The sequence below is a fragment of the Corynebacterium sp. LK26 genome (genome assembly GCF_014335085.1).
In the GTDB taxonomy this organism is placed as follows: domain Bacteria; phylum Actinomycetota; class Actinomycetes; order Mycobacteriales; family Mycobacteriaceae; genus Corynebacterium; species Corynebacterium jeikeium_D.
The window spans coordinates 49,722-73,190 of record NZ_PDHB01000018.1 but is presented as its reverse complement, the minus strand read 5'-3'; the positions used below and the strand labels follow the sequence as shown (position 1 = coordinate 73,190).

The following is a 23,469-nucleotide window of genomic DNA, read 5'->3' as shown; positions in this document are numbered from 1 at the left end:
ACTGTGACTGTTAAGCCAGAAGGACGTAAGTTACTGCGCGTCGAGGCACGAAATGCCGAGACCCCTATCGAGAACAAGCCCCGGTGGATTCGCAACCAGGTTCGTCCGGGCCCCAGCTACAAGGACATGAAAAACCGTGTCTCGGGTGCCTCTTTGCACACGGTCTGTCAGGAGGCTGGCTGCCCGAACATTCACGAATGTTGGGAAGACCGCGAGGCCACCTTCCTCATCGGCGGCGATAAGTGCACCCGCCGCTGCGACTTCTGCCAGATTAACTCAGCCAAGCCCGACCCATTGGATAAGGATGAGCCGCGTCGTGTTGCGGAATCCGTCCGCGAGATGGGTCTTCGTTACGCCACTATCACCGGTGTCGCCCGCGACGATCTGCCCGACGGTGCATCCTGGCTCTACGCTGAGACCTGCCGCCAGATCCACGAACTCAACCCGAATACCGGAGTCGAGCTCCTTGTCGATGACTTCCGTGGCGACGAATCTGCAGCACAGCAGGTATTCGACGCCAAGCCCGAGGTTTTCGCCCACAACTTGGAAACGGTGCCGCGTATCTTCAAGCGCATCCGCCCCGCATTCCGCTACGAGCGTTCCTTGGAACTCATCACTCGCGCTCGCGAAGCTGGGCTAGTTACCAAGTCCAACCTCATCCTGGGCATGGGCGAATCCTACGACGAGATCATCTCCGCTATGCAAGATTTGCACGATGCCGGCTGCGATATTCTGACAATCACTCAGTACCTCCGCCCCACTCCACTGCACCATCCAATTGAACGTTGGGTTAAGCCGGAGGAGTTCGTCAAGCTCTCCAAGACCGCTGAAGAGATGGGCTTTGCCGGCGTCATGTCCGGCCCGCTGGTCCGCTCTTCCTACCGCGCTGGACGGCTCTACGCCCGCGCACTGGCGCACCGCGGTCAGGAGCTGCCTGCGCATCTGTCCGCGCTTGCCGACGACAACGACAACAACCTCGCGCTTCAGGAAGCCTCGACTCTGCTCGACCGCTATGGCGCATCGGAGGATACGCCAGTCACTTCGACTATTCCGGCTTCCTAGAGGCCGACGGCCGCAGCGCCGTCGTAAAGCGAAACGGCGCTACGGCGCGGTCTATTGCCTAAAACTACATCGCATGCCCTAAAGTTGGTGATTATGGCGACCAATGATGCGAAAGAAATGAAGAAGGCGAACCGCGCCGCCAAGCGCGCTCAGCGTAAGCAGACTCGTAGCCAGATGTGGCAGGCGTTTAAGCTGCAGCGCTCGCGGGACAACAAGCTCGTGCCTTACATGGCACTGGGCTTCTTCGGTCCGATCATCCTGCTGTTACTGATTGGTCTGCTCATTGGTGGAGTCTGGCCCTGGATTCTGACGATTATTGGTATTTCGATCGGCTTTATGGTCGCGATGTACATCTTCTCTAAGCGTCTTGAGGCGTCCTTCTACACAGAGGCGGAAGGCCAGGCCGGCGCTGCGGCGTGGACGCTGGACAATATGCGTCAGGGCGTTGGCTATGTCTGGCACGTCAAGACCGGTGTTGTCGCTAATCAGCACATGGATGCTGTTCACCGTGTTATTGGTAACGCCGGTGTTGTGCTGGTCGGTGAAGGTGATCCGAACCGCGTCAAGCAGATGATTGCTCGTGAGAAGAAGTCGCTGGCACGCATTGCGGGCGAAGCTCCGATTTACGACATGATTGCTGGTAGCGACGAGGGCCAGGTCCCGCCGAAGAAGCTGCAGCGCGAACTCATGCGTTTGCCGCGCAACCTGAATAAGGATCAGGCCAACGCTCTGAATGAGCGCATCCAGTCGATGGACCGTATTCGCGATGCGCGCGCGAACATGCCCAAGGGTCCAATGCCGAAGGGCGCTAACCCACAGGCCGGCATGAACCGTCGTGCGCGCCGTGCCGCCAATCGCGGCAAGAAGCACTAGAGGTTTTAGCTAGGTTTCACCAGGGTCGGTTGCTCGGGCAACCCGCCGAGGGGCAATCTAGGTTGAAGCAGAAAAAAGGGGCTTTCGGGCCCCCTTTTTTTGTGCTTTAAAGCTTTAAAACGAAGACTAAAGCCATGACTTCAAACACAGTTATTGATGTCTTGTTGAAGTGATTGCTCTCACTTATCACGCTGTCAGCAAAGGTCATATCCTTGCTGGAAACAATGCTTAATGAAGATTACTGCTAGTTGTGCCACCATGGGATATGTGCAACTCTTGGCTGAAAATGAACTCTTAGCGCTTCTAGTGATTTTGTTTCTTGGCCTGGCAATTGGCCAGATCAAGATCTTCGGCTTCAAGCTTGGCGTGGCTGCCGTCCTCTTCGTCGGCCTTATCCTCGCGACTATTGAGCCGGAAATTCAAATCTCCCCGTTGATTTACATCGTGGGCCTGGCATTATTCGTCTACACCATCGGGCTGGAGGCGGGCCCCGAGTTCTTCAGCTCGTTACGCTCGCGCGGCATCAAGCACAACCTGTTCGGCATTGGTGTGCTCGCAGTTGTCACCATCGAGTCTTTCCTGCTGATCAAGTTTTTGCCTATCGATCCGGTGGAAGGCGCAGGCGCCTTCACAGGCGCCCTGACCAACACCCCGGCTATGGCAGCAATCGTCGATGCTCTTCCTAGCCTCATTTCGGATAAGGGCGAGCTGGCCGCTGCGCACGATATGCCGGTGATTGGTTACTCCCTGGCCTACCCAATCGGCGTGCTGGCAGTGATTGCTTCTATCGGTATTATGTCGAAGGTCTTCCGCGTCGATCACGACCAGGAAGCTATTGACGCAGGTGTTGCCGCGCTTCCGCTGCATACTCGGGACATCAAGATTCTCAAGGACGACCTGCCTTCCATCACTGACCTTCCGTCGAAGTTCGGTTTGGACATTACGGTTTCACGCATTGAGTACAAGGGCCACCTCTACATTCCGTCTCCGGGTGACACTGTCTCCGTCGGCGATATTATTTCCGTCGTCGGTACAGAGGAAGAAATTGCTCGTGCCGCCGAGTACATTGGCGAGCTTATGCCGGGTGATCCGACACACGACGGTCGCCTGGACTTCCGTCGCATCTTCGTCTCTGCATCTGACGTGGTCGGTGTACCCATTGCGGAACTTCAGACTCGCATGGACGGCATAATCATTACGCGTATTCGCCGCGGCGACCACGACATCGTCGCAGAGCCAAACATGCGCCTAGAGCTTGGTGATCGCGTCCGCGTAGTTGCACCGCCAGAGAAAATCAAGGACGCAACAAAGTTCTTCGGCGACTCCTACAAGAAGCTTTCCGACGTCAACCTCTTGCCCCTCACCCTTGGGCTTACGCTGGGTGTCTTGGTGGGTCTCATCAAGATTCCGCTTCCGGGCGGCAGCTCGCTCGCCCTGGGATCCGCTGGTGGTCCACTGGTTGTGGCGCTGATTCTGGGTGCTGTCGGTCGCACTGGCCCGTTGGTCTGGCCTATCCCCTACTCGGCCAACCTGGCGTTCCGCACCATGGGTCTAGCACTGTTCCTGGCAGGTATCGGCACCACTGCCGGTAAGGGATTCCAGGCTGCGTTGTCTGACCCGGCATCACTGACAGTTCTGGGTCTTGCCGCCATCATCGCGTTTAGCTCCGCACTGTTGACCCTCATTGTCGGTCACCGTGTGCTGAAGATTCCATTCGGCCAAACTGCGGGTATCCTCTCGGGCTTGCAGACTCACCCGGCAGTGCTCTCATACGTCAACGACCAGGCCAAGAACGAGTTGCCGGCAATGGGATACACAACGGTGTATCCAATGGCCATGATCATGAAGATTATTCTCGCCCAGGTCCTGGTTGTGTTGGTGCTATAGCGCTAACCCAAAATGACGGCCGTGCCAGTGGCACGGTCGTGCATGCCGCGCATATCCGAGTCGGTGATTGCTGGCGGCAGCAAGAAAAGAGTAAGCAAGCTGCGGAAGAAGGCACGAACAAAGCCAACTCGCTCGCCGGGCTTGTCCACGCGAGCGACACCCATCTTCATCATCCACTGGCCCGGAGTGCGGGCGAACAGCCAAACCGACACCGTGCCAATAATGAGGAAGACAACTGGCGAATAGGTCGCAAGGAATGACTGCCAGGCGATAAACGAATCCCCGAACTGGTCAATCTGCGCCTCGCTCGGGCCGAAGAACATCGAAAAAGCGCCGGCAATCATCAAGGAAATAATCCAGTCAATGAGAATGCCGCCGACGCGACGCATCAACGTCGCTTGCGATCCTGGGCCATCGGGGGCAAGACCCAATGCCTGGCCGGGATAGTCCGAGAGCTTGTCCGGATTATCGAACTCTCCCGGAATCTGAGGGCCATCTAGCCAACTGTGCTTTTCTTCCATGTGTTCATAGTCTAATGCAGCAATCCGGCTATCAAATCACGGGCTGGGACAGCCATTCAGCGCGTGCGGGGGTAATCCGGGGGCGATGTTGCGTCGCCTTTTCCATTTTCTTATCAGCACGGGAGCTAAAGGCGCGTCGTAAAGCGTGTGTGACATGAATGCGCAGGGTATTGCCTTGTTTCCACAAATAGATAACCTGCTCCCTATTTGCGTAACCTGTTCCGTATTGGCGAATTTCTCACGCACCATGCCAGAAATTCGTGGTTCTAATTCCAGAATGAATGCGTGGTTCGTTAAGCTTGAAGGCGTCAACCGGCCAGTCCTTGACAGCGCGGCAGGTGCACGAAACATCGTGCAAGAATTCCCTACTGCGTACTAAACAAGGCCAACTAAGGAGACCGCACATGTCCTTCAAAACTCCCGAGGAAGTAGTCGCGTATATCAAGGAAGAGGGCGTCGAGTTCGTCGACGTCCGCTTCACGGATGTTCCCGGCATCGAGCAGCACTTCACCATCCCGGCATCCGCATTTGACGAGGACGCGATGGCCGAAGGCCTGGCATTCGACGGTTCCTCGATTCGTGGTTTCACTTCCATCGACGAGTCCGACATGGCACTGCTGCCCGACCTGAGCACCGCGCGCATTGACCCGTTCCGCAAGGCAAAGACCCTGAACGTCAAGTTCTTCGTCCACGATCCGTTTACCCTCGAGCCGTTCTCCCGCGACCCGCGTAACGTCGCGAAGAAGGCGGAGGAATACCTCATCTCTACCGGCATCGCCGACACCTGCTTCTTCGGCGCTGAGGCGGAGTTTTACATCTTCGACAACGTCAAGTTCGAGACCGACACCAACCGCGGCTTCTACGAAGTTGATTCCATCGAAGGCTGGTGGAACCGCGGCAAGGACCAGAACCCGGACGGCTCTGCAAACCTGGGTTACAAGACCCGTCTAAAGGGCGGCTACTTCCCTACCGCTCCGTACGACCACTACCAGGACCTGCGCGACAAGATGTGCCTGAAGCTCGCTGACGCCGGCTTCGACCTGGAGCGCGCCCACCACGAGGTCGGCACTGGTGGCCAGCAGGAGATCAACTACAAGTTCAACACGATGTTGCACGCTGCAGACGACCTGCAAACCTTCAAGTACATCATCAAGAACACCGCCTGGGAAGAGGGCAAGTCCGTCACCTTTATGCCGAAGCCGCTGGCTGGCGACAACGGCTCGGGCATGCACGCTCACCAGTCGCTGTGGAAGGACGGCAAGCCACTGTTCCACGATGAGGCCGGTTATGCAGGCCTGTCGGACATCGCTCGCTGGTACATCGGCGGCATCCTGCACCACGCAGGTGCGGTACTGGCCTTCACCAACCCGACCCTGAACTCCTACCACCGCCTGGTCAAGGGCTTCGAGGCTCCGATCAACCTGGTCTACTCGCAGCGCAATCGCTCTGCCGCTGTTCGCATTCCGATCACCGGCTCCAACCCGAAGGCAAAGCGCATCGAGTTCCGCGCCCCGGACCCGTCGGGCAACCCGTACCTTGGCTTCGCTGCCATGATGATGGCCGGACTGGACGGCGTGAAGAACCGCATCGAGCCGCACGCTCCGGTCGACAAGGATCTCTACGAGCTCCCGCCGGAGGAAGCCGCCGACATCCCGCAGGCTCCGACCTCTCTCGAGGCCGCACTCGAGGCCCTGCGCAACGACCACGAGTTCCTGCTCGAGGGCGATGTCTTCACCGAGGACCTCATCCAGACCTACATCGACTACAAGTACGAAAACGAGATCGAACCGGTTCGCCTGCGCCCGACTCCGCAGGAATACGAAATGTACTACGACTGCTAAAGTTTTCGCTTCACGACGGCCACAGCAAGCACCCCCCCCATTGCTCCTCATGGCCGCCCAACGAGCTTGTTAGATGCCGCCTGACCACAGTTAATGTGGTCAGGCGGTTTTTCATTGCGGTCATGCTGGCTGCGGGCGCCTGGGCCCGCATACGCGCGCGTATGTGAGCACGAATTTGTGCGCGGTTCCGGGCCACTCCCCTGAACAGGGTCATACACCACCACAAAAGGGCCGCGACTCCTGCACGAGTAGAGTTGCACACTCTCCGCCCCAGTCTTATCGATGCAATATTCACTTGTCGATGCGCTATAGCGTGGCCATAAGTGAACAGCGCATCGACAAGTGACAGGGTGGGGAGGATACCGTGCGCATAAGTGCCGGACAGCCGTCGATAAGTGACGAAAAATCGTCGATAAGTGAAGGAAAATCATCGATAAGTGCCAGGAAATTGGCCATACGTGCGAGGGTGTCGCTAGGGACAACACGAGGGACGGATGCGAGGGACACCGCAAGGGGGGGGCGGACACCAAGAGCGGATGGGGCATGCTGCGAAGGTAGGATGCCAGGCAATCACGCCCGTTGAACCAGAAATGTGTCGCAACTTAATGACATGTGACAAAGTTCATAAACATTGATGCGTGGGAGGATAATTCACTCATCTGTAATCGTTCTCAAAAAGTATCAATTGTGCATGTCGAAGTAGTTATTACGGGCAACTTATTGACGGAAATTGGGCTCTGTCGCTGTGACCGTCGTAAAGCAGAAATGGCGTGCTGAAAACTGCGTAAACGCCCCCTACGCTGTGGTTTTTCCGTATGGTGGTACGACATACCCCTCGGAAATGGCGCCTCGAGAGCCCGCGCCGAGGCGTTTTGATTGATTCTGGAGAGCATGCATCTGGAATAACTTAAGCCCAGCCGCCGCATAGGGTGGCCGATGAACATTAAGAAGGATTTGAGCATTCTTGACTAACGAAAACGCTGCCAACCCAGAAAACTCAACTCGCATTGATTTTCTCTACCTCAGCGAACCTGACATGGTTGAAGCTGGTGTCACGGATTTCGCCAAGTGTGTTGAGACCATGGAAGAAACCCTGATTCTGCTGGCCGACGGCGACTACCGGATGGCCGGCGCTTCCGCTAACTCCCACGGTGCCCAGATCAACTTCCCGGATAACCCAATCCATGAGGGTATGCCGGCAAATGGCCCTGACCGTCGTTTCATGGCAATGCCCGCTTACCTCGGTGGTCGCTTCAACGGCGCAGGTGTGAAGTGGTACGGCTCCAATGCCGATAACCGCCAGAACGACCTGCCACGTTCGATCCACCTGTTCATTCTCAACGATGCAATTACGGGTGCCCCGAAGGCTGTCATGTCGGCAAACCTCCTGTCGGCATACCGCACTGGCGCTGTTCCGGGTGTCGGCGTCAAGCACCTTGCCGTCGAAGACGCCGAGGTCGTTGGCATCATTGGCCCGGGTGTTATGAGCCGCACCATTCTCGGCTCTGCCATGTCGCAGCGTCCGGGCATCAAGAAGGTCAAGGTCAAGGGCCGCTCCCAGGCTTCGACCCAGAAGGCTGTCGATTGGATTAAGGACGAGTTCCCACAGCTTGAAGAGGTCCGTATCGTCGAGACCGAAGAAGAGGCCATCCGCGACTCCGACATCCTCATCGCCGGCACCTCGACTTCCTCCGATGGCCCGTCCGGTTTCCCGTACTTCAAGAAGGAGTACCTGAAGCCCGGCGCGCTGCTGCTCATGCCAGCCGCTGCACGCCTCGACGACGACTTCGTGCGTTCCGACGACTGCAACCTCGTCGTTGACTACACCGGCCTGTACGAAGAGTGGTTCAACGAGAACGGCCCAGACGTGACCTATGAGCGCTTGCTCGGTATTCCGGGTAACCGCTGGTGGGACATGAAGGAAGAGGGCACTCTTCCCGCCGAGAAGCTTGTCAACATCGGCGATATCGCTTCCGGTAAGGCCCCGGGTCGCCAGAACGACGAGGAAATCTTCTGCTACTCCATCGGAGGCATGCCAGTCGAGGACGTCGCCTGGGCCACCGATGTCTACGACAACGCCCTGGCAAAGGGCATCGGCACCAAGCTGAACCTGTGGGATGTTCCGCTGCTGAAGTAATAGTGACCAGTAAGTTCGACAACACGATTAGTAAGCTCAACAAGCTAGACGCGAAGTAGGCGAGTTTTACCAATGGGTAAGTTCAAACCCAGCAGTGACCAGACAACTCCGGAAGGAATCCAACGATACATCCGGGACAATGACATTCGCTGGGTAGACGTCCAGTTCACCGACGTTCCCGGCATCGAACAGCACCTAACCGTTCCGGTATCCGAGTTTGATGAGGACTCCGCTTACGAGGGCCTTGCCTTCGACGGATCGTCCATTGCGGGTTACACCTCGGTGGATAACTCCGACATGATGCTGCTGCCCGACCTGGACACGGCTTTCATCGACCCGTTCCGCAAATCGAAGACGCTGAACATGAAGTTCTTCGTCCATGACCCGCACACCCGCGAGCCATTTAGCCGCGACCCGCGCAATATTGCCCGTAAGGCCGAGAACTACCTGAACGAACTGGGCTTCGCCGATACCTGTAATTTTGGCGCTGAGGCAGAGTTCTACATCTTCGACTCCGTCCGCTACGACTCCAGTTCAAACAAGTCATTCCACGAGGTGGACTCGGTTGAGGGCTGGTGGAACTCCGGTGTGAAGGTAAACCCGGACGGATCGCGCAACCTCGGCCACAAGGTGCGCACCAAAGGCGGCTACTTCCCTACTGCTCCGTATGACCACATGCAGGATCTTCGTGACGAAATCGGCGAGCACCTGCAGGATGTTGGCTTCCATGTTGAGCGCTCCCACCACGAGATGGGCTCCGGCGGTCAGCAGGAGATTAACTATCGTTTCAATACCCTGCTGCACGCCGCCGATGACATGCAGACTTTCAAGTACGTGGTGAAGAACACCGCCAAGTTCAACCAGAAGTCCGCTACCTTCATGCCGAAGCCGTTGGCCGGCGATGGCGGCTCTGGTATGCACATCCACCAGTCACTGTGGAAGGATGGCAAGCCACTATTCCACGATGAAAACGGTTACGGTGGCCTGTCCGACATGGCGCGCTACTACATTGGCGGCATCTTGAAGCACGCCGGTGCAGTCCTGGCTTTCACCAACCCGACAATGAACAGCTACCACCGCCTGGTTCCGGGATTCGAGGCTCCCGTCAACTTGGTCTACAGCCAGGAGAACCGCTCGGCCGCCATCCGAATCCCGATTACCGGCGCAAACCCGAAGGCCAAGCGCATCGAGTTCCGCGCTCCGGACCCGTCGGGCAACCCGTACTTGGCTTTCACCGCCGCAATGATGGCTGGTCTCGACGGCATCAAGAACCGCATCGAGCCTGGCAAGCCGATTGACAAGGATCTCTACGAGCTGCCACCAGAGGAACTCAAGGACGTCCCCACCGTCCCGCATTCGCTGGAGGGTGCGCTGAAGGCGCTGGAAGAGGACCACGAGTTCCTGCTTGCCGGCGATGTCTTCACACAGGATCTCATCGACGCGCATATCCGCTACAAGTTCGAGCAGGAGATTATGCCGGCACGTCTGCGCCCGACGACGCAGGAGTTCGAGCTCTACTACGACTGCTAGCATTCGCCCCGTAAAAGCTCGCTTGACGACGCCCACACCGCTACCCCACCTAACCGTATTGGGGTAGCGGTGTTTTTAGCTGGGACACGCTGTTTTTAGTCGGCACATTTAGTAGAGCTAGCACCACTGCGAACTAAACGGATTGGGGCTACCCTTGATTGTTATGAACAACAAGTCACTGACCCGTTCCACCAATAACAAAATGGTTGCAGGTGTACTCGGTGGATTCGCTGAGTATTTCAACTGGGATGCGACTTTGCTGCGCGTTATATTTGTCGCGTCTTTCCTGATGCCTGGTCCGCAGTTTCTTCTCTACCTCGCAGCATGGATTATCATGCCGAAGGAAACTTACGTATAAGCGCGGTCGACCGAAAAATACCTAAATAGCCATACCTTGGAGTATTTATCTAATGAGCGACGCCGCTCCCGAAAAACCCACCAAGAAAATTTACCGCTCGCGTAATGACCGCCTCCTCGGTGGCATCCTCGCAGGAATCGCGGAAAGCCAAGGCTGGGATATCACTTTCACACGAATGGTCTACATCATCCTTCCCTGCGTTGGATCGATGATTGGCTGGAAGATTGGCGCTGGGTTCCTAGCTCTTTACCTCTTGGCCTGGTTCGTCCTGCCAGATGGCGAGTACACGCTTGACGACGATGCCCGCGGCTCCAACCACGCAGAGAAAGAAAATAAGCAATAAACGTCAAGCTTAATAAGATTGATACCTTTCCGTTACTCGCAACGCCCTCACCAGCACTATTCCAATTTCGCAATCACGCAAATTCGGTAACAAATAGAGCATAGAGTGCACAGATTCGCGCCATTTGACTTGCACAGGCCCCAGAATTACCTAGTGTTCTTTCTGTACGGCTTTGAAGCCACACCATCTTCGAATGTCCGATATTCAAAAGAATTGTCAATTTCTCTTTGAATTTAATTCGGACAAATAGTGGAAGATGCCAATAATTGAATAGGTAACTTAGTTAGCTCTCAAGAAAGTGGTTTTGAAATGCAGAACAAGAAGATGACCCGTATCGCTACCGCAATCGTTGGCTCCGCCGCTCTTCTCGGCGGCCTGGCTGCATGTTCTTCCGATGACGCACAGGATGCTGCTAACAACGCCAAGGATCAGGCGGGCCAGGTAGCAACCGACGCCACTGATAAGGCTGGCGACGCTATGGACGGCGCTAAGGACAAGGCTGGCGAGGCTGCTGATGGCGCTAAGGACAAGGCTGGCGAGGCTGCTGATGGCGCTAAGGACAAGGCTGGCGAGGCTATGAACGGTCTGGGGCTGGGCGACGCTGCTGGCGAGGATGTGGCAGAGGCTGACCTGCCTGAGTCCATCACCGAGGCAGCTTCTTCCTTCACCTCCCCGTACGATTCTGAGGCTGGCGAGTTCAAGTCCGCTAAGAAGGTCGGCGACGCGGTTGCCGCTGAATACGAGAACGTCACCTTCGTTGAGTCCCCAGAGACTAATGGTGCACAGCCGCTGATCGGTAAGATTCGCGAGACCTGGGTTGCCAACGGTGCACTGGAAAACGAGATTGGTCTGCCGACCGCACCGGAGTCGGAGATTGAAAACGGCTGGGAGCAGCCGTTCACTAAGGACACCATGAAGTGGACCTCTGAGGACGGCCAGAACTACTCCGACTCCTACGAGAACAAGTAGTTCGACACGAACCGAAAGATTTTGAGCGTGCCGGTTGGCACGCTCTTTTTCTTTCCCCCTAACTAGTCAAGCTCCTCTTCCCCCCCCCCTAGTCAAAAACGCCAGAGGCACCGCGCCGATGTGCGCCAACAATGTTGATATCGACAATCCCCACGGCAGCCATTGATGCAAAGACCGTGGTGGGGCCTACGAACTTAAAACCAGCTTTCTTCAATGCCTTGGCAAGCGCCTCGGACTCCTCGGAGAAGCTGGGCACCTCTTCGATTGAACGTGGCTCGGGAGACTTCTCCGGTTTAAACGACCACATCAACTCGGCTAAGCCGCCGTTTTCACGCAAGGCAATAGTCGCGGCGGCGTTATTGATTACCGCGGTAATCTTCCTGTGATTCCGAATGATTCGTTCATCATTCATCAATCTTTCGACATCTTCGTCATCGAAATCAGCAACCGCATCGGGGTCGAAGTTCGCGAAGGCTTCCTGAAACGCGGGCCGCTTCTTCAGCACTGTCTCCCACGACAACCCCGCCTGAAATACCTCCAGGCTGAGCCGTTCGAATAGTCCTTGCTCATCGCGCACCGGCATCCCCCACTCGGTGTCGTAGTACTCTCTCAGCAGCTCACTGTGAGCAGCCCATGCCGGTCGAGCCAATCCATCCTCACCGATGATGAGCCCATTGTTTTCCGTGTAGTCCGATCCAATTTTCATCAGTCTTTCCAATCCCCCAATTCCGGTTTGACTTAGCTGAGCACCGCAGCTCTTAATTCATATGCTTGTGTTGACGCCCAACCAGAGCGCCATACACCAGATCCAGCGTCGGCGTTTCCACTTTCGCCTTCTGCCCCATCCGGCGGATCGCGCCAATCTGGGCATCGAGCTCATTGGTAAGTCCCGCGGTGTAGTCGCGCTGCATCGACGAGGTGTTGTCGTACCCTTGATCATCAGTAAAGGCCAAGGTCCGCGACACGATGTCCTCTGGCAGCGCAACGCCGCAGGCTCGACCGACTGCCTCGGTTTCTTCAAACATCCGCGTCAAGCTGTCGCGCATTTCCGAACGCAAGTAACCAATCGGACTATCAGCCAGGGCACCTAGGGCACCGAGGTTAGCCACGAACATCGCTTTTGCCCAGATATCGACCCAGATATCCGGGAGCTGTTCGCCACCGAGCCCAGCCATGTGCAATGCCTCGATAACTGCCCCGACCAGGTCATTAGTGGAGTCATCGAATGTGCCGATGTTCAGGCTCATCGGTCCTGGTCGGAAGGTGACTTCTGCCGGGCCAGTGTGGATAAAGAAACCGCGGATAACACCCGGGAACACCTTGTCTTCACCGAACCGCCCCGCTGCCAAATAAGGGATTTCCACCGAGTTATGGGTGGTCACCACTGCTGCACCAGCCGGAACTTGCGGGAAAGGATCGTTGCCCGGCAGCGCCTTGGTTGCCGCAATCACAACATCGACGTCGACGCCATCGGCAGTGAGTTCACCCCAATTGTCGGCTGCTTTGACGGGGATAATGCTGCGTTCCCCGTGCTCGTCGATAAGCGTGAGCCCCACCTCACGAAGACGTGTCAGGGTCTCGCCGCGGGCGAGAAAGACGACATCATAACCCGCTTGCACGAGGCGACCGCCAAACCAGCCGCCGACAGCTCCTACACCTAAAACTCCAATCCTCATAGCTGCCACCTTACGACTTCCGCACTGAGCGCGAAATAGGTTGCATGCGGTTGTCCACAGACAATCCAGGCTATCCCCAAATGTGAAATTTGAGCTTGAATTACTACCTTGTCAAAACTATGTAAAGCGGAGTAGGGTCGAAGTTAATAGATATCAACCCAGGGTTGTTACTCTTTTGAGGCAAGACCTGAGGCCCACAGTTTGTGGTGCCTCGGGTCTTTTTGCGTTTAACGGCCCTGCTTACTGTGAAGGAAGGTCACGATGGGGTCGTCAAAAGATTCCAGCGCGAGGGCAATAGTTGAAAACCTCGGTGGACCCGGAAACATCACAAGCATGACGCACTGTGCGACGCGTCTGCGTTTTGAACTCGGTGATGTCTCCAAGATTAACGAGGACAAGATTGACAAGGTGCCGGGCGTACTCGGTGTCGTTCACCAGGGCGATAACCGCTACCAGGTCATCTGTGGCGGTGGCGTCGAATCGATGTACACGGCAATTAAGCATCTACCGGAAATGAAGGGCGCCGGCGCAGTCGCCACTAAGTCCGACGCAGACGTTAAGGCAGAAGCTCGCTCGAAGGCACGCGGCAAGTACTCCTGGTTGGACAACTTCTTCGAGTACCTCTCCGATTCGTTCCGCCCAATCCTGGGTGTGCTGTTGGGCGCATCGCTGATTATCGCTATTGCCGCGGTTCTCGACGGTCTGAACATCGTCGACTTCCGCGCTGAGGATAAGTCCGCTACTTGGATCTTTGTTGACGCCATGTGGCGCAGCGTCTTCTACTTCCTGCCAATCATGGTCGCCTACAACGCAGCGAAGAAGCTGCGGGTAGATCCATGGCTGGGCGCAGCCATCATGGCTGCCCTAATGACGCCGGAGTTTATGAGTCTGCAGGATACCGATCGCTTCTCGGACACCATCAAGACAGTCAACGAGGAACTCGGTACCGAAACTTTCACCGCCAACATCTTCGGCCTGCCAATGCAGCTCAATGACTACGGCGGACAGGTCTTTGTACCGCTGATCATGGTCGCCATCCTGGCAGTGGTCTACCACGGTTTGAAGAAAATCTTCCCGGAGAATGTGCAGATGGTCTTCGTTCCGTTTATCTCCATGTTGATTATGATTCCGCTGACCGCTTTCCTCATCGGCCCACTGGGAATCTGGCTGGGTAACGGCATCGGCTCCGGCCTGGCATGGATGAACTCGAACGCACCGTTTGTGTTCGCAATTCTCATCCCGATGCTCTACCCGTTCCTCGTACCGCTTGGCCTGCACTGGCCACTGAATGCGCTGATGCTGGTCAATATCCAGACTCTCGGCTACGACTTCATCCAAGGCCCGATGGGGGCCTGGAACTTCGCCTGCTTCGGCGCAACTGCCGGTGTGCTGGTTCTTTCCATGCGCGACCACGACACTCAGATGCGCCAAACTGCAACGGGTGCACTCGCTGCCGGTCTCTTCGGTGGTATCTCCGAGCCGTCCCTCTACGGTATTCACCTGCGCTTCAAGCGGATCTACCCACGCATGCTGCTCGGTTGTTTTGCCGGCGGTCTGACTATCGCCATCCTGTCGGCTCCGTTCGGTGGTGTGACAACCAACGCCTTCGTCTTCACCTCCCTCATCACCACTGTCGTGTTCAAACCGATGTGGGTCTACCTGATTTCCGTCGCCGTGGCATTCTTCGTCGCCATGTTCGCCATCATTCTCACCGACTACCGCACGCCGGAAGAGAAGGCTGAGGCCGAGGCCGCACGCGCCGCAGAGCTTGACGACGAACCCAGCGACGCCACCCCACACGCTGCCACCAGTGGCTCCGATTCGGCTCCAGCTGAGGCTTCCGGTGACGCTGGTACCAACGCCGAGGCTGCCGCACCGGCTGCTGCGGCAGCTGGCGCCGGTGGTGTCGCAACTGCCGTTGATACCAAGCCTGTACAGGTGCAGGCCCCGGTTGCCGGTGAGGTTGTCAGCCTTGCTGAGGCCGGCGACGCGGTCTTTGCCTCCGGTGCTCTCGGTGACGGTGTCGGTATCAAGCCGACCAGTTCTACCGTGGTCGCACCCGTATCGGGCACGTTGATGACTGTGGCAAAGACCGGTCACGCCTTCGGTATTAAGACCGATGACGGTGTAGAGGTACTCGTCCACGTCGGTATCGACACGGTCAAGATGGCCGGTGAAGGCTTCGATGTCCAGGTTTCCAAGAAGCAGCACGTCGAGGCCGGCGATGTTCTTGCCGAGGTCGATTTCGACAAGGTCAAGGAAGCTGGCTACCCAACCACGACACTGATGACCATCACCAATACCAAGAAGCTGACCAAGGTTTCCCCGGTCACCGGCATCTCCGTCCAAGCCGGCGACACGGTCATCGAAGTTCAGCCATAATTGATTTCTAGAAGGCATACCGGCCTGAAATCCCTCAACTTATGGAGGAGTTCACGGTTACCGACATGGAAATCCTGAGAGTATTCAATAACAACGTGGTTCTGGCCAAGGACGCGACCGGCGAGAAAATCATCACCGGCCGCGGCATTGGCTTCAAGGCCCGCCCGGGGCAGCCGGTTGATTCGAGCAAAGTTGTTCGCATCTTTGTCCCAGCGGAAGGCCGTGATCCGGACCATATTGCCACGATGCTCACAGAAATTCCGCTGGCTCACATGACTCTTGTGACCGATGCGGTAACCGCAGCCGGCCTGCCGGAATCAATGACGAAGAACGCTTCCCTCCTTGTGGCGTTAGCCGATCACATTGGTTTCGCCATCATGAGGGCAGCTAACGGGCAGCGAGCAGATTACCCGCTGCTCGCGGAAGTCAGCCAACTTTATAGTGAAGAATACGCGCAGGCGCAGGCGATTTTGTCGCATATCAATCGCGCCCTCAATGACCGTCGTATAGCGCCATTGCCCCGCTCAGAAGCGGTGGCGATTACGTTACACCTAGTCAATGCTGGTTTTTCTACGGGTGATTTGAGCTTCACCTACACCATGACGGGCGTCCTGCAGCAGCTGCTCACAATCATTGAAAGTGATTTTGGCATCACGCTGGAGCCAGAGACTGTCAATGTAGGGCGCTTCATCACGCACCTGCGCTACTTGTTCGTCCGGATTGCCAAGCATGAGCAGTTGAAAGATCACTCCTCCGCTATTGGCCAGGCCATCCGTGACTCCGCCCCAGAGGCGTTTCGCTGCGCACAGCGTATCTCCGCAGTCATTGAACTGCGTCTGGGGTCGGGGCTGACGGAAGACGAAGTTTCCTACCTCACCCTGCACATTGCACGCATTGTGCAGGCAGCGGCTGTATCTCCCACCGCCTCCAGGGTTTCCCGGAGCGTGCGCGACGTTGATGCTAAGCAAGCACCAGCGGTGGGGTGTACAGGCACTGTGCCTGAGTCAGAAAATTTCACATATTCGACCCGAAAGGATTCAACCATGATTACTCGTACCGCTACCATCGGTTCCTCCGTAGGCCTGCACGCTCGCCCGGCTTCCCTGTTCACTCAGGCTGCTGCTGAGTACGACTACGACATTGTCATTTCCCTTGACGACGAAGAGGCCGATGCCGCCTCGATCCTGGAGGTCATGACCCTCGGCGCTAAGCACGGCGACGAAGTCACGCTGAGCTGCGAGGACGACTCCGCAGCTGCAGCTCTGGACGAGCTTGCAGCCATGCTCGAGCGCGACCTTGATGCCGAGTAAGCCCAGCTAGAACGCTCCTGGATAACACCACGGCACACCACGACCGACGAGTATCCCCGCAGAGGTCCCGAAAAGGAGATCGGAAGCAATGAACGAGCAGCACACTGTCATCTATGGCATCGGTGTCTCGACCGGTACGGCCAGCGCTGAAGTAGTAAAGGTACTCCCCGCCCCGGGAGTTGATACTCAAGAGCCGTCGTCGACCGATCCCGTCGCCGATGGTGAGCGCGTCCGCGCGGCGATGGCCAACGTCGCAGAGTCGCTGAAGAAGCAGGCTGAGCACTCCAGCCCGCAGGCACGCCCGATTCTGGAGGCCACTGCGCAACTGGCTTCCGATAGGGCGCTCGCCAAGGCCGTGGTGAAGAAACTCAAGGCAGGCTCCGGCATCACCCAGGCCGTTCACGATGCCGTTGAAGACTACGCGCAGCTCCTAACCAGTCTCGGTGGCTACATGGCTGAACGTGTCACCGACCTCTACGATGTTCGCGACCGCACAATTTGCGAGCTGCGTGGCCTGCCAAAACCGGGCGTCCCGGATGTTTCCACCCCAACTATTCTGCTTGCCGACGATCTCGCGCCCGCCGAAACCGTGGGTCTTGACCCCGAGTTTGTCGTAGGCATTGCCACCGCCGGTGGCGGGCCGACCAGTCACACGGCTATCCTCGCAGCACAGCTGGGCATTCCAGCCGTCGTTAAGGCGAAGGGCGTCATGGAACTCGAGGCCGGTACCTTCGTCGCCATTGACGGCGGCGCCGGTGAGGTAATTGCGAATCCGACCGCCGATGAGGTCGCCGCGTTGGAAGAGCGCGCTCGACGCCGGGAAGCAGCCCTGGCGCAGTCTGTGGGCGCAGGCAAGACCGCTGATGGGTACCCCGTGAATCTGCTGGCCAACATTGGTACGGCGGAGGATGGTGAGTCTGCAGCAGCGCAGGACAATGAGGGCACCGGCCTGTTCCGTACTGAGTTCCTTTTCCTCGACCGCGACAAGGCTCCGAGTTTGGAGGAACAAACGGAAACCTACACTCGTGTGCTGAAGGCATTCGGTGAGCGACGCGTGGTTGTGCGCACGCTGGATGCGGGTGCGGATAAGCCGCTGAGCTTTGCCGACCTAGGCGAGGAAGAAAACCCGGCGCTGGGTCGCCGCGGACTGCGCCTGTCGCAGGCTCGGGAAGATTTGCTGGATACGCAGCTGGATGCACTCGCCGCTGCGTTTGACGCCACCGGCCGTAAGGCTGACCTGCGGGTTATGGCTCCGATGATCGCAACGGTCGAAGAAACAAAGTGGTTTGCAGACAAGGCACGGGAGCGTGGCCTGCCGAAGGTCGGCATCATGATTGAGGTCCCCGCAGCAGCAATTCGCGCGAAGCAGCTGCTGTCCATTGTGGACTTTGCCTCCATTGGTACTAACGACTTGTCGCAGTACACTATGGCGGCCGACCGTATGCAGGGGGCTCTGGCGGATCTCCTATCGCCATGGCAGCCGGCTGTGCTGCAAATGATTAAGTCCGCATGCAAGGGCGGCAATGCTACCGGCAAGCCCATTAGTGTCTGCGGTGAAGCCGGCGGTGACCCGCTGCTGGCACTGGTCCTGGTGGGCCTCGGCGTGAGCTCGCTGTCCATGGCTTCCAAGAAGGTGCCGGCCGTCCGCGCCGCTCTCCGCCTCCACGACCGCGCTACCTGCCAGCAGATGGCAGCATACGCTGTCGATGCCGAAACTGCGGCCGATGCGAAGGCCGCAGTGACCGCGCTGGTGGATCCGAAGGTGAAGGATCTGCTGTAGAGCGACGGAATTAGCACTAAGCCTGGCGTACACACGCTGTCAGCGTAAACGTGTGCGCCAGGCTCTTTCTCTTATGTTCGCTGCCCCATCACAGGCAGCAAATTTTCTGGGAAATTTCTTGATTTTCTCTCTCTCGAACGCCCCATTAGGATAAATAGAGTGCCTTCGTCGGCACCACCAACGCCGTCGAAGCCCCTTAATAATTCCAATAAAGACGGCTCATACAAGCCGCAACTTAATTCACGCATCAGGCTCCACCCAGCCCGTGAAAATTCACAATTTCACATTAAGAGTGTCAGTTTTCGACATCGTGGCCTTTCATCTACATGGGCACACGAACTGCAATTGCGCTGTTGTAACGGGCGTTTGCGCCACCGCAGCACAGGCAACAACGGCGTCGCCACAGCAGCTTGCAGCATCGCCCTTGACCTTACGGGCGACACTAATTTAGAAAGAACACAATTCTCATGACCAAGTCGAGCGGAGTGGAGTCCCCGAAGTCTTTCGCTTCCATTATCGTTGTTACAGCTCTCATGCTGTTTTCGATGTTCTTCGGCGCGGGCAACCTCATCTTCCCGCCGAAGCTCGGAGTGGATTCCGGTACCAATTTTGGCCCCTCAATCACCGGCTTCCTGCTCACCGGTGTGGCGTTGCCAGTTCTGGCCATCATCGCCATCGCCATTTCAGGCAACAACCTGCGTGACCTAGCGTTTCGCGCGGGCCGCATCTTTTCCTTAGGCTTCCCGGTAATCGCATACCTTTCCATCGGTGCTTTCTACGCTCTGCCGCGTACCGGTGCCGTGTCGTACGAAACCGGTGTCCAGCCGATTTTCGGCAGTGATTCACTGGCCGTCGCTGCGGCCTTCTACTTTGTTTTCTTCGGTATCGCCTTAGCACTTGCGTGGAATCCGAATGAAATTGTGTCCAAACTGGGCAAGATCCTCACCCCGGCTCTGCTAATTCTCTTGGTTGTATTGGTTGGAATGTCGGCATTCAAATTCGATGCCGCTCCGGCTGCGCCAATTGAGAAGTACTCCTCTACCCCATTTGCCTCCGGCCTGGTCGAGGGCTACCTCACAATGGACTCCATCGCCGGCCTGGCATTCGGCATCATTGTCATTTCTGCCCTCCGCGTCAGCGGTGTCCCAGAGGGCAAGCGTATGGTTCGCGGCACAATGATCTCAGGCCTGTTCGCCGGCATTTTGCTGGCCATCATCTACTTGGGTCTGGGCTATGTCGGCCAGGTGCTGCCGAATGCCGCCTCCTTCGATAACGGCTCGGGCATTCTCGCAGAGGCTTCCAAGCTGGCCATGGGCCAGGTCGGACAAATCATCTTCGGCCTCATCGTTCTGCTCGCATGTATGACCACGGCTGTCGGCCTGATTGCCGCCACCAGCGAGTTCTTCAACCTGCTACTTCCGGGCATCAGTTACAAGGCATGGGCGATTATCTTCACGGTCATGTCCTTCGTAATGGCAACACAGGGGCTGTCTCAGGTACTGGCGATTGCCGCGCCAATCATCACCTTTATTTACCCGCCGGCTATCACTCTGATTGCACTGACTCTTCTCGACCCGGTCATTTCCTACTCCTTCAAGCTGCATTACACCTACCGCCTGGGCGTCTGGGTTGCCACCATCTGGTCGGGTATCTCAGTACTCTCCGGTTTGGGTGTCGGTGGTTCTGCTTTGGCGGACTTCCTCAGTCTCGTACCTGGTCAGACCATCGAGTTCGGATGGTTCCTGCCGACTCTGGCAGCGACGGTGATCGGATACGCAATTGACGTCGTCACGCGAAAGCAGCGCGCAAATCGCCCGGCGAGTGTGCTTGCCGACGAGACCGTTGCAGAAGAGGTAGCCGAAAAGGCGTAAAACCACACCCGGTTATTTGCGTTGCATAACGTAAATACCGCACGCTAGAGAAGTAAATTCCATCCGAACAAGGATTGACTATGAGTACCCGAATGCGTTTTACGCAAACGCTCCTTTTCCGCGTTATTGTCGCGATTATTCTGGGCATTGTCTGCAGCTTTTTCTTCCCGGACTGGCTGGCTCGAATTTTTGTCACTTTCAATGGCCTCTTTGGTAACTTCCTGGGCTTCTTTATCCCGGTGCTGATTTTTGCCCTCATCACGCCGGCGATTGCTAGCCTGGGCCGCGGCGCCGGAAAGTGGCTGGGTATTACCACTGCTATCGCCTACGGCTCGACGGTGTTTTCGGGTCTATTGGCCTACGCCGCCACCCAGGGGCTCTACCCTTGGCTGCTCGGCGCTGATCAGGCCGGCACATCGGTGGATATTGATGAGGGCGCGCTGGAGAGCTTCTTCAATGTAGAGATGCCACCACCGTTTGACGTCATGACCGCCCTGCTGCTGGCTTTCACGGTCGGTGTGGCGATGACCACCGTGAAGTCGGACTCGCTCTACCGCGGTGCGACGCAGCTGCGCGACGTGATTATGAAGATCATCTCGGCATTTATCATCCCACTGCTGCCGATTTACATCTTCGGCATGTTCCTGTCTATGGGCATGAACGGCAACCTGACCACGACGCTGTCGATGTTCTTCAAGGTGCTGCTGCTGGCAGTCATCGGCACCGTGCTCCTGTTGGCAATCCAGTTCTCCATCGCTGGCGCCATCGCTGGCCGCAGCCCGTGGACGTCCCTGAAGAACATGCTGCCGGCTTACGCCACCGCACTCGGTACCTCCTCCTCGGCCGCTACCATTCCGGTGACTTACAAGGCCGCGCTGAAGAATGGTGTCTCGGAGAAGGTCGCAGGCTTTACCGTGCCGCTGTGCGCAACCATCCACCTGGCCGGTTCGATGATGAAAATCACGCTGTTCGCATTTGCCGTGATGTTCATGGCGGACAAGCCGCTTTCGCCGGGCATGGCCATCGGCTTCATTCTCACTTTGGGTATCACCATGATCGCGGCTCCGGGCGTTCCAGGTGGCGCAATTATGGCCGCGGTCGGAGTGCTGCAGTCCATGCTGGGCTTCGATCAGGAGCAGGTCGCTTTGATGATTGCCGCCTACATCGCCATCGACTCCTTCGGTACCGCATGTAATGTCACTGGAGACGGTGCAATTGCCATGATTGTTAACCGCTTTGCCAAGGATGATGTCATCGACCGTTCCGAAGAGCTCAGCTTCGACGCTGAAGAGGCCAATTCCGCATCTTCCACAACCGAGGCCTAACTGGCTTCGGTGCATATGTAAAAATTAAAGAAAACATCCACCGGTCAACCCCGTCGCAATCTTTCAAAAGGCCTTCTTATGGGCCGATGCGGCGGGTGTTGGCATACATGTAAGGGGCCCGCCTTGGACTTCATTTCGACTCGCGACCCAGAGCGCACGCCGCACAAGTTCTCAGACATTCTCCTGGGAGGTCTCGCTAACGACGGTGGCCTCTACCTGCCGGTCGAGTACCCACAGGTTGACGATGCCACTTTGACGCGTTGGCGCTCCGTGCTTGTCGACGACGGTTACGCAGCCTTGGCTGCAGAGGTCGTCAGCCTTTTTGTGGACGACATTCCACTGGAGGATTTGCGCGGTATCTGTGCACGGGCGTACACCTACCCGAAGTTCTCCGATCCGGATATTGTGCCGGTGACGAAGCTGGAAGATCAGCTCTACATCGGTCACTTGTCCATGGGCCCCACAGCGGCATTCAAGGATATGGCGATGCAGCTGCTCGGTGAGTTCTTCGAGTATGAGCTGGCTCGTCGTGGCGAGACCCTGAACATCCTCGGCGCCACCTCTGGTGACACGGGTTCCTCGGCCGAGTATGCAATGCGCGGCCGTGAGGGAATCAGCGTGTTCATGCTAACTCCGGCTGGTCGAATGACCGCGTTCCAGCAGGCTCAGATGTTTGGTCTGCAGGATGCCAACATTCACAACGTCGCCCTCGACGGTGTCTTCGACGATTGCCAGGACATCGTTAAGGCCGTCTCCGGTGACTTGGAGTACAAGGCCAGCCGCCACATTGGTGCAGTCAACTCGATTAACTGGGCTCGCCTGATGGCTCAGATCGTGTACTACGTCTCCTCGTGGATTCGTGTCACTGGCGGCAACGGTGCTGAGGCGAACAACGCGCAGAAGGTCAGCTTCAGTGTGCCGACCGGCAACTTCGGTGATATTTGCGCCGGCCATATTGCGCGCCAGATGGGTGTGCCAATTGACCGCCTGATTGTGGCTACCAATGAAAACGATGTCTTGGATGAGTTCTTCCGCACGGGTGCCTACCGCGTGCGCAGCGCTGCGGAGACTCAGGCTACCTCTTCCCCATCGATGGATATCTCCCGCGCGTCTAACTTCGAGCGTTTCATCTTCGATCTGCTGGGGCGCGATGCTGAGCGCACTGCAGACCTCTTTGGTGTCAAGGTCAAGGAGGGCGGCTTCTCTCTTACTGCTGATCCGATCTTCCCGGAGGCTTCTGCCCAGTACGGTTTCCTCTCCGGTCGCTCGACTCACGCTGACCGCGTCGAGACCATCAAGGACTGCTGGGAGCGCCTAGAGGTCATGGTCGATCCGCACACCGCTGACGGCATCCACGTCGCCCGCGGCCTGGTAGACCAGGTATCCACCCCAATTGTCTGCCTGGAGACCGCTCTGCCGGTAAAGTTCTCCGAGACCATCCTGGAGGCCACCGGACGCGAGCCGGACTGCCCGGAGCGTTTCGCGGACATCATGAATGCCCCGCGCCGCGTTACCGAGCTGCCGAATGATGTCGATGTGGTGAAGAAGTTCATCGACGACAACGTGGCTTAAAACCGGGCATAGCCCAACCTCCCCCCCATCCG

General features: G+C 57.2%; 18 protein-coding genes and 1 pseudogene. 16 read left to right on the top strand and 3 right to left on the bottom strand.

Going from position 1 to position 23,469, the window contains the following annotated elements:
- The first annotated feature begins 3 nt into the window (after positions 1-3).
- From lipA to CRD13_RS09960, 3 genes are all read left to right on the top strand, one after another.
- On the top strand, positions 4-1,062 hold the full coding sequence (lipA, locus tag CRD13_RS09970; protein ID WP_016423044.1) for a lipoyl synthase: 1,059 nt from the start codon (positions 4-6) through the stop codon (positions 1,060-1,062).
- Between the two features lie 93 nt (positions 1,063-1,155).
- Positions 1,156-1,935, top strand: coding sequence for a DUF4191 domain-containing protein (locus CRD13_RS09965; protein WP_049170211.1), 780 nt, complete (start codon positions 1,156-1,158; stop codon positions 1,933-1,935).
- A 267-nt stretch (positions 1,936-2,202) separates the two neighbouring features.
- Positions 2,203-3,822 carry an aspartate:alanine exchanger family transporter gene (locus CRD13_RS09960; protein WP_172954657.1) on the top strand — a complete coding sequence of 540 codons (1,620 nt, stop codon included), beginning with the start codon at positions 2,203-2,205 and terminating at the stop codon, positions 3,820-3,822.
- A 2-nt stretch (positions 3,823-3,824) separates the two neighbouring features.
- Here CRD13_RS09960 and CRD13_RS09955 read toward each other — a convergent pair whose 3' ends face one another.
- On the bottom strand, positions 3,825-4,343 hold the full coding sequence (locus CRD13_RS09955; protein WP_016423046.1) for an RDD family protein: 519 nt from the start codon (positions 4,341-4,343) through the stop codon (positions 3,825-3,827).
- A 404-nt stretch (positions 4,344-4,747) separates the two neighbouring features.
- Between CRD13_RS09955 and glnA (CRD13_RS09950) the strand changes: the two genes are divergently transcribed.
- The 6 genes from glnA (CRD13_RS09950) to CRD13_RS09925 all read left to right on the top strand — a co-directional run bounded on the left by glnA (CRD13_RS09950) (position 4,748) and on the right by CRD13_RS09925 (position 11,521).
- A complete protein-coding gene (gene glnA, locus CRD13_RS09950; RefSeq protein WP_048732575.1) occupies positions 4,748-6,184 on the top strand; it encodes a type I glutamate--ammonia ligase in 1,437 nt (478 codons plus the stop codon).
- 964 nt (positions 6,185-7,148) lie between these two features.
- On the top strand, positions 7,149-8,321 hold the full coding sequence (locus CRD13_RS09945) for a tyramine oxidase subunit B (protein ID WP_070605658.1): 1,173 nt from the start codon (positions 7,149-7,151) through the stop codon (positions 8,319-8,321).
- Between the two features lie 72 nt (positions 8,322-8,393).
- Positions 8,394-9,851: a type I glutamate--ammonia ligase gene (gene glnA / locus CRD13_RS09940; RefSeq protein ID WP_048732579.1), complete on the top strand. Its 1,458-nt coding sequence runs from the start codon at positions 8,394-8,396 to the stop codon at positions 9,849-9,851.
- A 163-nt stretch (positions 9,852-10,014) separates the two neighbouring features.
- Positions 10,015-10,209: a PspC domain-containing protein gene (locus tag CRD13_RS09935; RefSeq protein WP_048732581.1), complete on the top strand. Its 195-nt coding sequence runs from the start codon at positions 10,015-10,017 to the stop codon at positions 10,207-10,209.
- 52 nt (positions 10,210-10,261) lie between these two features.
- Complete coding sequence (locus tag CRD13_RS09930; protein ID WP_049192900.1) at positions 10,262-10,552, top strand: PspC domain-containing protein; 291 nt, start codon at positions 10,262-10,264, stop codon at positions 10,550-10,552.
- Positions 10,553-10,861: 309 nt separating this feature from the next.
- Positions 10,862-11,521 (top strand): hypothetical protein, encoded by a 660-nt coding sequence (locus tag CRD13_RS09925; RefSeq protein ID WP_070546241.1) that lies wholly within the window; start codon positions 10,862-10,864, stop codon positions 11,519-11,521.
- An 88-nt stretch (positions 11,522-11,609) separates the two neighbouring features.
- On the opposite strand, the gene CRD13_RS09920 is transcribed toward CRD13_RS09925, so the two are convergent.
- Both CRD13_RS09920 and CRD13_RS09915 read right to left on the bottom strand, forming a co-directional pair.
- The gene (locus tag CRD13_RS09920) at positions 11,610-12,227 is read right to left on the bottom strand and encodes a DNA-3-methyladenine glycosylase I (RefSeq protein ID WP_049192898.1); all 618 of its coding nucleotides are present in this window, start codon (positions 12,225-12,227) and stop codon (positions 11,610-11,612) included.
- A 52-nt stretch (positions 12,228-12,279) separates the two neighbouring features.
- Entirely contained in the window at positions 12,280-13,197 is a 918-nt protein-coding gene (locus tag CRD13_RS09915) for a 2-dehydropantoate 2-reductase (protein ID WP_049192897.1), read from the bottom strand.
- Positions 13,198-13,458: 261 nt separating this feature from the next.
- On the opposite strand from CRD13_RS09915, the gene CRD13_RS09910 reads away from it, so the two are divergent.
- From CRD13_RS09910 to thrC, 7 genes and pseudogenes are all read left to right on the top strand, one after another.
- Positions 13,459-15,579 (top strand): glucose PTS transporter subunit IIA, encoded by a 2,121-nt coding sequence (locus CRD13_RS09910; protein ID WP_049189584.1) that lies wholly within the window; start codon positions 13,459-13,461, stop codon positions 15,577-15,579.
- 41 nt (positions 15,580-15,620) lie between these two features.
- Positions 15,621-16,460 (top strand): annotated as a pseudogene (locus tag CRD13_RS11075) (PRD domain-containing protein); the annotation flags it as partial.
- Between the two features lie 162 nt (positions 16,461-16,622).
- Positions 16,623-16,889 carry an HPr family phosphocarrier protein gene (locus tag CRD13_RS11070; RefSeq protein WP_224433282.1) on the top strand — a complete coding sequence of 89 codons (267 nt, stop codon included), beginning with the start codon at positions 16,623-16,625 and terminating at the stop codon, positions 16,887-16,889.
- Between the two features lie 88 nt (positions 16,890-16,977).
- Positions 16,978-18,669 (top strand): phosphoenolpyruvate--protein phosphotransferase, encoded by a 1,692-nt coding sequence (gene ptsP / locus CRD13_RS09900; protein WP_070653252.1) that lies wholly within the window; start codon positions 16,978-16,980, stop codon positions 18,667-18,669.
- A 467-nt stretch (positions 18,670-19,136) separates the two neighbouring features.
- Positions 19,137-20,540, top strand: a complete 1,404-nt coding sequence (gene brnQ, locus CRD13_RS09895; protein ID WP_070827464.1) for a branched-chain amino acid transport system II carrier protein — start codon at positions 19,137-19,139, stop codon at positions 20,538-20,540.
- Between the two features lie 80 nt (positions 20,541-20,620).
- Positions 20,621-21,865 (top strand): dicarboxylate/amino acid:cation symporter, encoded by a 1,245-nt coding sequence (locus tag CRD13_RS09890; RefSeq protein WP_070438613.1) that lies wholly within the window; start codon positions 20,621-20,623, stop codon positions 21,863-21,865.
- Between the two features lie 123 nt (positions 21,866-21,988).
- Complete coding sequence (gene thrC / locus CRD13_RS09885; RefSeq protein WP_049189589.1) at positions 21,989-23,437, top strand: threonine synthase; 1,449 nt, start codon at positions 21,989-21,991, stop codon at positions 23,435-23,437.
- Positions 23,438-23,469 lie beyond the last annotated feature (32 nt).

Excerpts from the sequence above, each read along its gene's own strand:
- CRD13_RS09965 (WP_049170211.1), top strand. The coding sequence starts at position 1,156 with ATGGCGACCAATGATGCGAAAGAAATGAAGAAGGCGAACCGCGCCGCC.
- CRD13_RS09955 (WP_016423046.1), bottom strand. The coding sequence starts at position 4,343 with ATGGAAGAAAAGCACAGTTGGCTAGATGGCCCTCAGATTCCGGGAGAG.
- glnA (WP_048732575.1), top strand. The coding sequence starts at position 4,748 with ATGTCCTTCAAAACTCCCGAGGAAGTAGTCGCGTATATCAAGGAAGAG.
- glnA (WP_048732579.1), top strand. The coding sequence starts at position 8,394 with ATGGGTAAGTTCAAACCCAGCAGTGACCAGACAACTCCGGAAGGAATC.
- CRD13_RS09935 (WP_048732581.1), top strand. The coding sequence starts at position 10,015 with ATGAACAACAAGTCACTGACCCGTTCCACCAATAACAAAATGGTTGCA.
- CRD13_RS09930 (WP_049192900.1), top strand. The coding sequence starts at position 10,262 with ATGAGCGACGCCGCTCCCGAAAAACCCACCAAGAAAATTTACCGCTCG.
- CRD13_RS09925 (WP_070546241.1), top strand. The coding sequence starts at position 10,862 with ATGCAGAACAAGAAGATGACCCGTATCGCTACCGCAATCGTTGGCTCC.
- CRD13_RS09920 (WP_049192898.1), bottom strand. The coding sequence starts at position 12,227 with ATGAAAATTGGATCGGACTACACGGAAAACAATGGGCTCATCATCGGT.
- CRD13_RS09915 (WP_049192897.1), bottom strand. The coding sequence starts at position 13,197 with ATGAGGATTGGAGTTTTAGGTGTAGGAGCTGTCGGCGGCTGGTTTGGC.
- CRD13_RS09910 (WP_049189584.1), top strand. The coding sequence starts at position 13,459 with ATGGGGTCGTCAAAAGATTCCAGCGCGAGGGCAATAGTTGAAAACCTC.
- CRD13_RS11070 (WP_224433282.1), top strand. The coding sequence starts at position 16,623 with ATGATTACTCGTACCGCTACCATCGGTTCCTCCGTAGGCCTGCACGCT.
- ptsP (WP_070653252.1), top strand. The coding sequence starts at position 16,978 with ATGAACGAGCAGCACACTGTCATCTATGGCATCGGTGTCTCGACCGGT.
- brnQ (WP_070827464.1), top strand. The coding sequence starts at position 19,137 with ATGACCAAGTCGAGCGGAGTGGAGTCCCCGAAGTCTTTCGCTTCCATT.
- CRD13_RS09890 (WP_070438613.1), top strand. The coding sequence starts at position 20,621 with ATGAGTACCCGAATGCGTTTTACGCAAACGCTCCTTTTCCGCGTTATT.